The sequence below is a fragment of the Oerskovia jenensis genome (assembly GCF_016907235.1).
GTDB classification, from domain to species: Bacteria; Actinomycetota; Actinomycetes; order Actinomycetales; family Cellulomonadaceae; genus Oerskovia; species Oerskovia jenensis.
In genome coordinates, this window is record NZ_JAFBBO010000001.1 from 3,570,617 (window position 1) to 3,584,298 (window position 13,682).

A 13,682-nucleotide genomic window follows, 5' to 3' on the forward strand; every position below is an offset into this window, starting at 1 on the left:
TCGTCCCGGGATCTGGGGCGCGGCGCCCGACGACGTCGCTCACCCGCGTCGGGGCGGCCGCACCTCAGTCGTCCTCTCCGACGAGCCGGGGCGCGAGCGTCTCGTCGATCCAGTCGAACACGCGCTGCTCGGTCAGGGCGCGCCCGAGGGGCTGGCAGTGCAGGTTCGCGCCCTCCGCGGCGGTGAAGCGGACGAGGGTCGACACGTCGGGGGCCAGCCGGACGAGCTCCTCGGACTGGCCGGGCCAGAACTGCTCGCCCTCGGGCGACGTGACGAGCAGGGGAGTGGTGATGCGCGAGACGAGGTCTCGCACGTCGTACTTCTGGACCTCGCGGAGCGTCGCGGCGTAGCCCCCCACGCCGTACGGGCGGGCGCGGAAGCGCCATGTCGCCGCGGTCGACCTCGACAGGCGCAGGCCCAGGTCCATGTCGCGGTCGAACGCGTGGTCCTTGCCCTCGTCGAGCAGCTTGAGCAGGCTCTTGGGCATCGAGCCCGTCCAGGAGGCCGAGACGTCGACCACGCCAGGGTCCACGACGGCAGCAGCCGGCCGGTGCTCGAACGCGAGCGCACGGGGCACCCAGTACCCGGCCTGGCTCGTGCCGTGGACCACGAACCGTTCCGCGTCCACGTCGGGACGGTCCACGAGGGCGTCGAGCACCGGGGTCAGGACCGCCTCGAAGTCGTACCGGAAGGGCATGCCGTGCTCGAAGAGCATCGACTGCTGCCCGGGGCCGTCGAACACGAACGCGTGATAGCCCCGCCGCAGGGCGCCCGCGACGCACGCGGTCCACATCGACGTCAGCGAGCCGTCCGACCCGTTGACGGCGACGACAGTCGACCGCGCACGGACCTGTCCCGGGTCCGCCGCGATCGCCGCGGTCGACGCGGCGTCGGACGCGCTGAAGAAGTACCCCGGCAGGGTCGTCCCCTCGTAGGGGACCGCGAGACGCTCGACGACGAGCCCGCTCGCGTCGACCCACCGGTCCCACGCGTCGCGGTGCGTGCGGAACGTGGGCAGGAGCAGGCTCTCGTCCTCGAGCGCGCCGACCGCGTTGACGGCGGCCGCGTAGTACGAGGAGGCCCGCAGCCAGGCTGCGGCGGCACTGGTCTCGTGCCCGGCGGCCAGGGCGTCGGCGGCGGCCTGCGCGACGCGGTCGCCGAGTGCGTGCCACGCGTCGAACCAGCCCTGGTGGTCCTTGTCGCGCACGTGCGCGACGGCCGCGAGGACCTCGCCCACGTCCGCCGTGCCGCTGTACGCGCCCCCCAGGACGCTGCGGATCTCGAAGTCTCGCCCGTGGTCGCCGGAGAAGCCGGCGGAGAACGGGTCGTGGTGGTCGGGCATGGTGGCTGCCTCCCGCGTCGTGGACGACGGAGCCGAACGCTCCCCTCCACGACCATGCCCGCCCTCGGCGGTACCCACCAGTCGAGGTCCGACGGCGCGGCTCAGCTCGGGCGCGCCACGCCCGTCTCGTAGGCCAGCACGACGGCCTGGACCCGGTCACGGAGACCGAGCTTGCCGAGCACCCGACCGACGTGGGTCTTGACCGTGGCCTCGGAGACCACGAACCGTGCCGCGATCTCCGCGTTGGACAGCCCCTCGCCGAGCGCCGCGAAGACCTCGAGCTCGCGGGCCGTGAGCTCGCGCAGGCGCGGGTCGTCGACCCCGTGGCCCGGGGCTGCCGCGCCCTGCGCCTGGGCGTTCTCCGGGAGGTAGCCCGCGAACATCTCGAGCATCCTTCGCGTGACCCGGGGGGACACGGCCGCGTCCCCGCTCGCGACGTTGCGGATCGCGCCCACGAGGTCGGCCGGCCGCGCGTCCTTGAGCAGGAACCCGCTCGCGCCCACTCGCAGCGCCGCGAACGCGTACTCGTCGAGGTCGAACGTCGTGAGGATCACGACCCGGCTCTCGGGCAGCGCGGACACGATCCGCTCGGTCGCGTCGATACCGTTCACGCCCGGCATGCGCACGTCCATGAGGATCACGTCGGGGCGCAGGGCCGTGGCCTGCGCGAACGCGGTCTCGCCGTCGCTCGCCTCGCCCACGACCTCGATGTCGTCCTCGGCCGCCAGGATCATGCGGAAGCCCATGCGCAGCAGGGACTGGTCGTCGACGAGCAGGACCCTGATCGGCCGGGTCGCGTCGTGGACCGTGCCCTCGGCGGGACCGGCCGCACCGCCTGCGGGACCGTCGGAGAACGGGAGGGTCACAGCGCTTCCCCCGCTCCGCCGTCGGGCCGGTGCTGCGTGGCGCCGTCGAGGCGCAGCCGCGCGACGACCTCCCAGCCCGAGCTCGTCGGACCGGCCGTGACCGTGCCCCCGTAGACGGCTGCACGTTCGCGCATCCCGATGATCCCTCTTCCTGTGCCGATGGGCTGGTCACCCGTGATGCCCGGAGGCAGCGGCCGGACGTCCGCGCCGTCGCGGGCCGTGCCGCCCGGTGCCCGTCCGGCCTTGTTCGTGACCGTGATCTCGAGCCAGTCTCCTCCGTCGGGCGTGCCCGCGTCACGCCGGGCGATCTCGACCACGACCACGGGGGTCAAGGGCGCGTACCGCAGCACGTTGGTCAAGGACTCCTGCACGATCCGGTGCGCTGCCTGACGCAACCCCGGGTCCGGGTCCGGCTGGACGCCCACGCGCACCAGGCGCACCGGCAGTCCCGCGTGCCGGAACCGCTCGGCGATGTCCTCCATGCTCGGGACGTCCGCGGTCGGGGTCAGCGGGGCGACCGTGCCGTCGGGGTCCCGCAGGACCCCCAGGACGCGGCGCATGTCGGCCAGGGCCGCGCGCCCGGTCTCGGTGAGCTCGTCGAGGGCCTGCCCCGCGAGCACGGGGTCCTTCGCGCCCAGCGCCTTGGCGCCGTCGGCGAGCGCGACCATGACGGTCAGGGAGTGCGCGACGACGTCGTGCATCTCGCGCGAGATCCGTGCGCGCTCGGCCGCGGCCGCGAGCTGTGCCTGCTGGTCGCGGTCGCGTGCGATCGCGTTGGCGCGGCCCACGAGGTCGGCGACGTGCAGGCGTCGACCGCGCACGCTCGACCCGATCGCTATGCCCAGCAGGGCGAACGTGACCGTGAACGCGATCGTCGCGATCCGTTGCCCCGTGAGCTCGCCGCTGCCGACGTCGGCACGCACCATCGCGCCCGTCTCGCTCACCGTGAAGTCGTACCAGAGCATCTCCGCGGTGCACACCGTCAGGATCAGGACACCCAGCACGCTCCACGCCACGGCCGGACGATAGGTCGTCGCGACCGCGTAGACGGCGAACGCGGTGGCCAGCTCGAAGCCCGCGGAGTCGCCCGTCAGCGCGAGCGTCAGGATGGCGAGGGCGCCGATGGCTGCGGCGGTCCACAGCGGGTAGCGGCGCCGCCACAGGAGTGCCGCACCGCCCGCGAGGGTCGCGACCGCGACGCCGTAGCGCGGCTCCGGGTACAGCAGCGCCACCAGGAGCCCGGGGACCGCGAACCAGGCCGCGACGAACCAGTCCATGACGACGGGGTGCCGCACGAAGTACCGGCGGATCGGCCCGAGCCTGCGGGCGTCCAGCTCGGTGAAGACCGCGGCGCTGCCCGGCCGCGGCTTGAGGGGGAGCCGGGGCGTCAGGGTCGGCCCCGTGGTGCCGCCGGCGCCCCCCGGGGCGTCGCTCCCCTCAGGACGCACAGCGCCCGACGCCGGACCACGGGTCTCGTGGTCCGGCGCCGGGCTGTGCGCGGTGCGAGGGATGGTCAGGCGTCCCGCCGCTTGAGGACGACGGCCGCCGCAGCGAGGGACACCGCGGCCCAGACCGCCATCGCGATCGTCGCCCCACCCGGGGTCAGGACGTCGACGCCACCGGCGTCGGCCTCCGTGATCGCCATCATGGCGGTACCGAGGTTCATGGGCAGGAACCTCGCGATGTCCTGGACCCAGTCCTGCGAGAGGAAGGCCGTGACGAGCGGCAGCACGAAGAGCAGCGCGACGAGCGTGAAGATGCTCCCCGCGGAGTGCCGCATGATCGTGCCGACGCCGACCGCGAGCAGCGCCACGAGGGCCAGGTAACCGGCGCACGCGAGGACGACGCGCTGCACGATCGGGTCACCCAGGTCCGGCACCAGGTCGTTGCCCGAGAGCATGGGCGCGGTCACCAGGTACGACACCGCGACCCCGACCACGGCGACGAGGAACGTCACGACCGCGATGATCGCCGCCTTGGCCCAGAGCGCCGGCAGACGCGTCGGGATGGCGCTCAGGGTCGAGCGGATCATGCCCGTCGAGTACTCGCCCGTGATGATGAGCGCTCCCAGGACCGCGACCGCGAGCTGGGCGAACACGTAGCCCGACACGAGCGCCTGCACGGTCGAGATGTTGCCGATCTGCTCGGCCATGCCCGGCTGGCTCGCGGCGAAGTTGAGCGACGCGGCCGTCGCCAGGTTGATGAGCACCATGACGGCGATCGTCGAACCGACGGTCCACCAGGTCGAGCGCAGCGAGCGGAACTTGATCCACTCGGACTTCAGGACACCGCCCACGCTGAGGCGGGTGGACGAGGTGCGCTTCGCCGTCGGCTGGGCGGCGGAGACGGTGGCGGCGGTCATCGCTTGGCTCCTTCGGAGATCGAGGCGCCGGACGGGGCGTCCACGCCGTGGCCGATGTGCTGGGCGGCGGACTCGGTCTGGTACTCGACCGCGTCGGCGGTGAGGAGCATGTACGCCTCCTCCAGGGTCGAGGTGACGGGCGTCAGCTCGTGCAGGACGATGCCCGCAGCGGCGGCGAGCTCGCCGATCCCGGGAGCCTCGGCGCCCGTGATCTGCAGCAGGCTCGGCTCGTCGGACGTGACGGTCGCGCCGTCGCGGGTCAGCAGCTCGGCGAGCTGCGTGGCCTGCGGGGTGCGCACGCGCACCGTGTGCTGAGCGCCGCCGTCGACGATGTCCTTGACGGGGGCGTCGGCGATGATGCGGCCCTTGCCGATCACGATGATGTGGTCCGCGGTCAGCGCGACCTCGCTCATGAGGTGGCTCGACAGGAAGACCGTGCGGCCCTCGGAGGCGAGGTAGCGGGCCAGGTTGCGGACCCACAGGACGCCCTCGGGGTCCAGGCCGTTGACGGGCTCGTCGAGGATGAGCGTCTTGGGGTCGCCCAGCAGCGCGGACGCGATGCCCAGGCGCTGGCCCATGCCGAGCGAGAAGCCGCCGACGCGCTTCTTCGCGACCGACTGCAGCCCGGTCATCTCGATGACCTCCTGCACGCGGGTCTTCGGGATGTTGTGCGTGGCCGCCATCGCGAGGAGGTGGTTGTAGGCGCTGCGGCCCGTGTGCACGGCCTTCGCGTCGAGCAGGGCCCCGACCTCGGTCAGGGGCGAACGGTGCGCGACGTAGGGCTTGCCGTTGACGGTCACGGAACCGGCCGTCGGCCGGTCGAGCCCCATGATCATGCGCATCGTGGTCGACTTGCCGGCGCCGTTCGGGCCCAGGAAGCCCGTCACCTGGCCGGGCTGGACGGTGAAGGAGATCCCGTCGACAGCGGTCTTGGGCCCGTACCGCTTGGTCAGGCCTCGTGCTTCGATCATGCTCGCCCCTCGGGTGGGTTGCGGGTGGTGGCTGGGTACCTCCCCAGCCTAGGGAGTCCGGCCCTGCCCGCGATGCCCCCTCACGGTCGATCTTCGCGGGGCGGCCCCGTACGCCGCAAGGATGACGCCCGTCGGCCGGTCGAGCGATCTTGGCCTGCGAGCGGGGGAAAAGTCGGATGAATGCCCCGGGAACACCGGCGCGAACTCGCTCGTTGCATAGGATGGAATCACGGCCAGCGACACCCGCCTCTCCAGAGGGCACTGGACGCCGCGACCAGGAGGAAGCATGAGCAACCCCGTCTTCAACAACAGCGCCATCTTCGGCGAGCCGAAGCGAGCGCGCACCGGCCAGGGGGCTGCGGGCACCGTCCAGCAGAACCCGGCGTACGGCACCCCGCCCCAGGCGGCCCAGTACGGCAGCTACGGCGCGCAGACCGCTGACGCCTCGACGCTCGACGCCATGTACAACGCGCCGACCGCGACGACCGCGGACACCAAGCGCCTCACGTACGACGACGTCATCATCAAGACCGGCGGACTGCTCGCCCTGCTCGTCGTCGTCGGAGCCGCCAGCTGGCAGCTCGTCGACACCATGCCGTTCCTGTGGATCGGCGGCGCGATCGTCGGCCTGGTCCTGGGCCTGGTCAACGCCTTCAAGCGGAACCCGAGCCCCGCGCTCATCGTGGCGTACACGATCGCGCAGGGCGCGTTCCTGGGCGGGATCAGCGCGTACTACAACACGCGGTTCGACGGCGTGGTCCTCCAGGCGGTCCTCGCGACCGTCGTGACCTTCTCGGCGGCGCTGTTCCTCTTCAAGTCCGGCAAGGTGCGCGTCACGCCCAAGTTCACGCGCTGGCTGCTCATCGCGATGGTCGGCTACCTGGCCTTCTCGCTCATCAACATGGTCCTCATCATGACGGGTGTGCTCGACGGCTGGGGCGCGCGCGGCGGCACGATCGGCATCATCGTCGGCCTCGTCGCCGTCGGCCTCGCGGCTGCTTCGCTCATCGTCGACTTCGACTCGATCAAGCGTGGCGTCGAGGGTGGCGTGCCCGCCAAGTTCGCCTGGTCGGCCGCGTTCGGACTCATGGTCACGCTCATCTGGCTGTACCTCGAGTTCCTGCGCCTGTTCGCGATCCTGCAGAGCAGCGACTGATCTTGGCCGACGCCCGGAAGAAGTCCCCGGCACCCGCTTCGGAACCCGTTCCGACGCGGGTGCCGGTCTTTGCCGCCGGCCTCGCGCTGGCGGCCTTCACGCTGCTCGTCCTCCAGGTGCCCTACGGGCTCCTCGTGGGCCACAGCGTCCCCAACGCGATCGCGTGGGTCACGGTCTCCGCGGTCGTCATCCTGCTCGTGACGCTCACGGCCGGGGCGGTGCTCGCCTGGCTCGGGCACCGCATCTCGCGTGAGTGGGACGACCGCAAGGCGACCACGCTCTTCTTCGCCCTCGGGTTCGTGGGGGTCGGGATCTGGAGCTTCATGGTGCTGGGCTCGCTGCTCGGCGCGGCCACCGGCGACCCGACCACCGCGACGAGCGGGATCGCCCTGGCGTCGGTGCTCTACCTGGCCGTCGCGGGCGGGCTGAGCGCCGCCGTCGGGCGGTGGTTCGCACGCGACGCCGCGGACCGTCCGTTGCTCGTCGTGATCCTCGGCGTGAGCGTCGCGTTGTGCGCCGTGCTCGGCGGAATGGCCCTCGGCAGCGCATGATCGGTGCATGAAATTCGCACACCACATCTCTGACCTCGTCGGCGGGACACCCCTGGTCCGGCTCGGATCGGTGACCGACGGCCTCTCCGCGACGATCCTCGCCAAGGTCGAGTACCTCAACCCCGGCGGCTCCGTGAAGGACCGCATCGCGCTCAAGATGATCGAGGAGGCCGAGTCCTCCGGGGAGCTCGCGCCCGGCGGCACGATCGTCGAACCCACCTCGGGGAACACCGGGGTCGGGCTCGCGCTCGTGGCCCAGCGCAAGGGGTACGACTGCGTGTTCGTCTGCCCCGACAAGGTGAGCCAGGACAAGCGAGACGTCCTGACCGCCTACGGGGCTCGCGTCGTCGTGACTCCCACGGCCGTGGCCCCCGACCATCCCGACTCCTACTACTCGGTCTCGGACCGCCTCGTCGCCGAGATCCCCGGGGCCTGGAAGCCCAACCAGTACGCCAACGCGAACGGCCCCGCGTCGCACTACGAGAGCACGGGCCCCGAGATCTGGGCCGACACCGACGGTCGCGTCACGCACCTCGTGGCCGGGGTGGGCACGGGCGGCACCATCACCGGGACCGGCCGGTACCTCAAGGACGTGTCGGCCTCACGGGCGGCCGAGGCCGGTGGGCGGGTGCACGTCGTGGGCGCCGACCCCGCCGGGTCCGTCTACTCGGGTGGCGACGGCCGCCCCTACCTGGTCGAGGGCGTGGGCGAGGACTTCTGGCCCGCCGCGTACGACCCGACCGTGCCCGACGAGATCATCGCCGTGAGCGACGCCGACTCGTTCGAGATGACCCGGCGCCTCGCCCGCGAGGAGGGCCTGCTCGTGGGCGGCTCGTGCGGCATGGCGGTCGTCGCAGCGCTGCGACTGGCCCGCCGCCTCCAGGACGAGGACCCCGAGGCCGCGGCGAAGGCCGTGATCGTCGTGATCCTGCCCGACGGCGGTCGCGGCTACCTGTCCAAGATCTTCAACGACTCCTGGATGCGGTCCTACGGGTTCCTCGACGCCGAGGAGGGCGTGACCGCGGGCGACATGCTGCGCTCCAAGAGCGGGCAGCTCCCCAGCCTCGTCCACACCCACCCGGGCGAGACCGTGCGCGACGCGATCGAGATCCTGCGCGAGTACGGCGTCTCGCAGATGCCCGTCGTCGGGGCCGAGCCGCCCGTCAAGATCGGCGAGGTCGCCGGGGCCGTGAGCGAGCGGACGCTGCTCGACGCGGTGTTCTCCGGGCGGGCATCTCTCGCCGACCGCGTGGACAAGCACATGGAGCCGCGGTTCCCGCTCATCGGGGCGGGCGAGGGCGTCGCGGCCATCCGCGCGGCGCTGCACGACGCCGACGCGCTGCTCGTGATCGACGACGGCGACCCGGTCGGGGTGCTCACGCGCCACGACCTGTTGGGCTTCCTGGCGCACTGACCCGCTGTCGGCACGGTGCCCGCCGAGGGGACGTGCTGTGCGTCGAGGGTGACGGACCGTGTCACCACGGTCCGTCACCCTCGGTCGGTGGCGTCTACCCTCGACCGTCGATGGCGTCGCCCTCGGCGGGTCGGCGCATCGACCAGGCCAGGAACCAGCAGCCCACCGCGAGGAGCACGCCGTGCGCGATCCGCCCCGCCGGCGGGGTGAAGAACTGCGGCAGGTACAGCGCGAGACCCGCCGCGAGCGGGATCCCCACCCACCGTGGCGCGAGCCCGCCACGCCCTGCGGCCACGGCGGCGAGCACGCCGCTCGCGCCCACGGCGAGCAGCCCCAGGCCGAACAGCGTCATGGCGACGGGTTGGAGCCGGATCGCCTCGATGGTCGGCAGGAAGTCGAGGCTGCCCGTCGCGAGGGCGTCGCGGGCGATCGCGTGGACACCGAAGATCTCCGCACCGAAGTAGGGCAGGACGAGCCCGGCGCCGAGCCAGCTCGTGACGACCGCGCCCGACGCCGGCGCCCGGCCCCGGGTCCCGGCGAGCTGCTCGCGCAGCGCGAGGAACGCGCCGGGGAGCAGCAGGAACCCTGCCGCGCCGCACAGGTGCGCCGCGATCCAGCGTCCCGAGGCGAACGCGGCCGCGAGGTCCGGGGTGGCGACGTCCTCGGGGACCCACGGGCGCAGGAGCGGGAACGCGAGGAAAAGGGCTCCCGCGACCGCGAGCAGGACGGCTCCGGTGCGGGGACGGACGAGGCCCAGGTCGGGACGGGTCCGGTCGATCGACGGTGCGGTCATGGCGGCTCTCCTTCGGTGGGTGCGGCGTCCTCGTGTCAGAACGAGCGAGGCCTGGGGGTCACGCTGGTTCTGACAGGTCGGCGAGGTCCTCGATCCCGGCCACGAGCAGACGGACGAGGACCTCGAAGCTGTGGTCGACGTCGTCGGGCAGGCCGAAGCCGCCCAGGAGCTCGAGCGAGACGAACCCGTGGACCGCGGAGCGGACGGCGCGGATCGCGTCGATCGTGCGGGCCTCCGGCAGGTCGAAGCCGCGCAGCACCGCGACGATCACGGCGATCGTCTCGGCGCCCGCGAGCGAGAGCGGGTCGTCGTCGGCGGCGCCGAGGTCGGGCGAGAGCTGGATCGCGGCGTAGCGGCCCGGGTGCTCGCGCGCGAAGTCGCGGACGGCCCACGCGAGCGCGGACAGCGCGTCGGGCCCCGAGCGGCCGATCGTCGCGGCGGCGGTCGCGCGCGTCAGGTCGTTCACCGCGACGAGCGCGACGGACCGGCGCAGGTCGGCGAGCGAGCCGACGTGCTTGTACAGGCTCGGGGTCGCGACCCCTGCCGCGGCCGCGACCTTCGCGAGAGTGAGGTCGGCGAAACCCTGCGCGCCGCCGTCGTCGACCACGCGCAGCGCGAGGGCCGTGACGCCCTCGCGGCTCAGCCCGGCCCTAGCCACGGGCGTTCCAGCCCTGGGCGTCGGCGCGCAGGCCGGCGAGGAACGCGAGGGTCGCGGGCACGACGACGTCGGGCGCCTGGTGCTGCGGGTAGTGTCCGGCGTCCGGGACCAGGTGGCCCTCGGCACCGACGGCCTCCTGGATCCAGGCGAGCTCGGCGCCCGGGTCCGTGAAGTCGGGGTCGAGCGACCCCATGAAGGCGACGGCCGGGGCGTGGACCTCGGGGAGGCGCGCCTCGACGGGCGCGTGCGTCAGAGCCAGAGCCAGGTCGCGGAAGCTCCGCAGCCGCCCCGGCTCGCGCATCGAGGAACGGATCGCGGCGACGTGCTCGGCATGCCAGGGCGCCTTACGGCCTCTGGTCAGCGTCGAGTAGAAACCGGCCCACGCGGGCGCCCCCCACGGGCGGGCGAGCGCGACGTGGTAGAGCAACCGGCTCGCTGCGGCCTTCGCGGCGCCCGTCGCAGGGTCGCGCAGGAAGGGGCCCAGGAGGACGAGGCCCGCGACGGCGGCGGGCGCCTCGGCGGCCGCCCACGCAGCGGCGCCGGCCCCCATCGAGTTCCCGACCAGCACGGCCGGACCGCCCAGGTGCTCCACGAGGGCCAGGAGGTCCTGGCCGGTCGCGACGTCGCCGTGGGTGCGGAAGGTCGTGTCGCTGTCGCCGTGCCCGCGCAGGTCCAGGACGGCCACGCGGTAGCCGGCTTCGACGAGCGGGGGGACGAGGTCGCGGTAGGTCGAGCGCAGGTCGCCCATGCCGGGGACGGCGACGACGAGGGGGCCGGTGCCGGTCACGGTGTACGCGACGCGGCCCTCGGGGCGGGGGAGGAGCTCCACGGTCTGGCGAGTGTTCATAGCCTTGAGGCTAATGCCATTAGCCACGGGTTGCAAGAGGTCCGGACCACCAGATCTCGTCACCGCCAGAGGCCGACCCCCTCACCCTCGGGCGGGCGCCCTCATCCCTGGTGGGCCGCCTCGAAGTGGCCCGTCCCGTCCCGTCGCTCCTCGGCCCGCACCACGTGCACCACCGCGTTGATGAGCGCCAGGTGCGTGAACGCCTGCGGGAAGTTCCCCAGGTGCCGACCCGAGTGCGGGTCGATCTCCTCGGCGTACAGGTTGAGCTCGCTCGCGAACGACAGCAGGCGCTCGCACAGCGCCCGCGCACGGTCGAGCTCCCCGACCTCGACCAGCGCCGACACGAGCCAGAACGAGCAGATCGTGAACGTCCCCTCCTCGCCGGGCAGCCCGTCGTCGGTCTCGTCGGTCCGGTAGCGCAGCACGAGGCCGTTGACCGTGAGCTCGTGCGCGATCGCGTCGACCGTCGCGACGACGCGCGGGTCGTCGGCGGGCAGGAAGCGCAGGAGCGGCACGAGCAGGAGCGAGGCGTCGAGCGCGTCGGAGCCGTAGCGCTGCACGAACACGCCGCGCGAGTCGACGCCGTGCTCCAGCACGTCGGCGTGGATCTCGTCGGCGATCTTCTGCCACTGCTCGGCGTAGTCCTGCTCGTCGTACATGCGGGCCAGGCGGGCGCCGCGGTCGAGCGCGACCCAGCACATGACCTTGGACGACGTGAAGTGCTGGGGCTCGCCGCGGACCTCCCACAGGCCGCGGTCGGGCTCGTGCCAGTGGCGTGCGGCCTCCTCGACCTGCGCCTTGAGGACGGGCCACAGGGACTCGGGGAGCTGCTCGCGGGACCGGGCGTGCAGGTACACCGAGTCGAGGACGGCGCCCCACATGTCGTGCTGCTTCTGGTCGTACGCGGCGTTGCCGATGCGCACGGGCCGGGCGCCCTCGTGGCCCGAGAGGTGGTCGAGCGTGCTCTCCTCGAGCCGGTCCTCGCCACCGACGCCGTACATGATCTGCAGCTCGCGGTCGTCGCGGCACACGTCGTGCACGAACGCGAAGAAGTCGTTCGCCTCGCGGTCGAGGCCCAGGGTGTAGAGCCCCCAGAGGGCGAACGTCGAGTCGCGCACCCACGCGTACCGGTAGTCCCAGTTGCGCTCGCCGTGCGGGGTCTCGGGCAGCGACGTGGTCGCGGCGGCGAGCAGCGCGCCCGTGGGGGCGTAGGTCAGGCCCTTGAGCGTGAGGGCGCTGCGCTGGAGGTACGAGCGCCACGGGTGGTCGGGGAAGACACCCTGGGTGATCCAGTCGCGCCAGTACTGCTCGGTGCGTCCCATGGCGTCGGCGGCGTCGGGCCACGTGGTGGGCGCAGGCCGGTCCGACCACGACAGCGCGACGTACGCCTTGTCGCCCGCGGCCATGCGCGTGCGCCCCTGCGCGCGGCGGTCCTCCACGCCGAGGCGCAGGCTGCTGCTCAGGCGCAGGTCGGGCGTCGAGGCGTGCGCGACGCGCGTCACGAGGCTCTGGTACGTCAGACCGTCGTACTCCCACCGCGCGGCCTCGCGCCCGTAGTCGGGCAGCGGCTCGCACACGACCTCGACGTCGACCGTCCCGTTGACGCACAGGATCGTGCGCAGCAGCATGTGCTCGGCGTCGAAGTCGGTGGGCGTGCGGCGGTGCGTCTGCGAGCGCTCGTCGACGTTGTGCCACGGCCCCATGAGCATCGCGTCGCGCACCACGAGCCAGCCCGTCGGGGTCTGCCACGTGGTCTCCAGCACGAGCGTCCCGGGGATGTAGCGCCTCGCCACGGGCACTCGCGCGCCGTAGGGCCCCACGCGGAACGAGCCCGCGCCCCGGTCGAGGACCGCCGCGAAGATGCTGGGAGAGTCGGGCCGCGGGACGCACATCCATTCGATCGCACCGCTCGGGGCGACGAGCGCGTTGCACTCGCAGTCCGAGAGGAACGCGTACTCCGCGATCCCGGGGAACGCCGAGCGCCTGCCCGTGGGGACCTGCGCACCACCCGCGTGCGTCACGGGCGCGTCGAGGTCGGTCGTATCGACGGGGCGGGCGGTGTCGGCCTCGTCGTCGAAGGAGTCCATCCGTCCAGCGTGCGCCTGCGGGGGGCGGTTGTCAGGCGGGAGGTGCCCGACGGCGGAGCGCACCCGGCGCGGTGCGGTGCGCTCCGTCGTCGGGCAGGGAGCGGGCGGCAGCGCCGGGGCGGGGACCAGGGGCAGGTGCGTGCGCGCGCCGCGCGCTTAGGCTTGTCCCCGACCCCCGACACTCCACCGAGAGGTAGCACCATGAGCACGCAGCTCCCCACCGCGTCCGGCTCGTTCGGCGACAAGCCGGTCCTGACGTTCCCCGAGGGCGGCGCTCCCGCCGGCCTCCAGGTCCAGGTCCTCGAGGAGGGCAGCGGCCCGGTCGTGATGGCCGGTCGCACGATCGTCGTGCACTACCTGGGCCAGGTCTGGGACGGCGGCATCTTCGACACGTCGTACGACCGCGGCGAGACGATCAGCTTCCCCATCGGCACCGGTGCGGTCATCGGCGGCTGGGACAAGGGTCTCGTGGGCCAGAACGTCGGCTCGCGCATCCTGCTCTCGGTCCCGCCGGAGCACGGCTACGGCATGCGCGGCGTCCCGCAGGCGGGCATCGGCGGCACGGACACGCTGGTCTTCGTGGTGGACGTCGTCGGGGTCGAGTGACCTCGATCCCTCGCGCCTGACGGGCCGGG

Annotated in this window: 13 protein-coding genes; 4 read left to right on the forward strand and 9 right to left on the reverse strand. The window is 72.9% G+C overall.

Translation table 11 applies throughout. The features are described from left to right. Positions 1–64 precede the first annotated feature (64 nt). The 5 genes from JOD49_RS16115 to JOD49_RS16135 form a co-directional block, all read right to left on the reverse strand. The gene (locus JOD49_RS16115; protein WP_205308071.1) at positions 65–1,342 is read right to left on the reverse strand and encodes an alpha/beta hydrolase family protein; all 1,278 of its coding nucleotides are present in this window, start codon (positions 1,340–1,342) and stop codon (positions 65–67) included. A gap of 101 nt (positions 1,343–1,443) precedes the next feature. Continuing rightward, entirely contained in the window at positions 1,444–2,127 is a 684-nt protein-coding gene (locus JOD49_RS16120; protein WP_307822695.1) for a response regulator, read from the reverse strand. 77 nt (positions 2,128–2,204) lie between these two features. Continuing rightward, positions 2,205–3,656 carry a sensor histidine kinase gene (locus JOD49_RS20835; protein WP_205308072.1) on the reverse strand — a complete coding sequence of 484 codons (1,452 nt, stop codon included), beginning with the start codon at positions 3,654–3,656 and terminating at the stop codon, positions 2,205–2,207. 65 nt (positions 3,657–3,721) lie between these two features. Continuing rightward, complete coding sequence (locus JOD49_RS16130) at positions 3,722–4,570, reverse strand: ABC transporter permease (RefSeq protein WP_205308073.1); 849 nt, start codon at positions 4,568–4,570, stop codon at positions 3,722–3,724. Next, on the reverse strand, positions 4,567–5,541 hold the full coding sequence (locus tag JOD49_RS16135) for an ABC transporter ATP-binding protein (protein WP_205308074.1): 975 nt from the start codon (positions 5,539–5,541) through the stop codon (positions 4,567–4,569). Before JOD49_RS16135 ends, JOD49_RS16130 begins: the two co-directional genes overlap by 4 nt. A 286-nt stretch (positions 5,542–5,827) precedes the next feature. On the opposite strand from JOD49_RS16135, the gene JOD49_RS16140 reads away from it, so the two are divergent. The 3 genes from JOD49_RS16140 to JOD49_RS16150 are packed head-to-tail and all read left to right on the forward strand — an operon-like array spanning position 5,828 to position 8,662. Next, positions 5,828–6,697 (forward strand): Bax inhibitor-1/YccA family protein, encoded by an 870-nt coding sequence (locus JOD49_RS16140; protein WP_205308075.1) that lies wholly within the window; start codon positions 5,828–5,830, stop codon positions 6,695–6,697. 59 nt (positions 6,698–6,756) lie between these two features. Next, a complete protein-coding gene (locus JOD49_RS16145; protein WP_205308076.1) occupies positions 6,757–7,248 on the forward strand; it encodes a hypothetical protein in 492 nt (163 codons plus the stop codon). A 7-nt stretch (positions 7,249–7,255) separates the two neighbouring features. Next, the gene (locus tag JOD49_RS16150) at positions 7,256–8,662 is read left to right on the forward strand and encodes a cystathionine beta-synthase (RefSeq protein ID WP_205308077.1); all 1,407 of its coding nucleotides are present in this window, start codon (positions 7,256–7,258) and stop codon (positions 8,660–8,662) included. Positions 8,663–8,756: 94 nt separating this feature from the next. Here the strand turns inward: JOD49_RS16150 and JOD49_RS16155 are convergent, their stop codons facing one another. The 4 genes from JOD49_RS16155 to JOD49_RS16170 all read right to left on the reverse strand — a co-directional run bounded on the left by JOD49_RS16155 (position 8,757) and on the right by JOD49_RS16170 (position 13,047). Beyond that, positions 8,757–9,455, reverse strand: coding sequence for a hypothetical protein (locus JOD49_RS16155; RefSeq protein ID WP_205308078.1), 699 nt, complete (start codon positions 9,453–9,455; stop codon positions 8,757–8,759). A gap of 58 nt (positions 9,456–9,513) precedes the next feature. Then, complete coding sequence (locus tag JOD49_RS16160; RefSeq protein ID WP_205308079.1) at positions 9,514–10,113, reverse strand: TetR/AcrR family transcriptional regulator; 600 nt, start codon at positions 10,111–10,113, stop codon at positions 9,514–9,516. Continuing rightward, positions 10,106–10,960, reverse strand: coding sequence for an alpha/beta fold hydrolase (locus JOD49_RS16165; protein WP_205308080.1), 855 nt, complete (start codon positions 10,958–10,960; stop codon positions 10,106–10,108). Before JOD49_RS16165 ends, JOD49_RS16160 begins: the two co-directional genes overlap by 8 nt. A gap of 101 nt (positions 10,961–11,061) precedes the next feature. Further along, positions 11,062–13,047 carry a glycoside hydrolase family 15 protein gene (locus tag JOD49_RS16170; RefSeq protein ID WP_205308081.1) on the reverse strand — a complete coding sequence of 662 codons (1,986 nt, stop codon included), beginning with the start codon at positions 13,045–13,047 and terminating at the stop codon, positions 11,062–11,064. A 201-nt stretch (positions 13,048–13,248) separates the two neighbouring features. Here JOD49_RS16170 and JOD49_RS16175 point away from each other — a divergent pair, with 201 nt between their 5' ends. Continuing rightward, entirely contained in the window at positions 13,249–13,653 is a 405-nt protein-coding gene (locus JOD49_RS16175) for an FKBP-type peptidyl-prolyl cis-trans isomerase (RefSeq protein ID WP_191790950.1), read from the forward strand. Positions 13,654–13,682 lie beyond the last annotated feature (29 nt).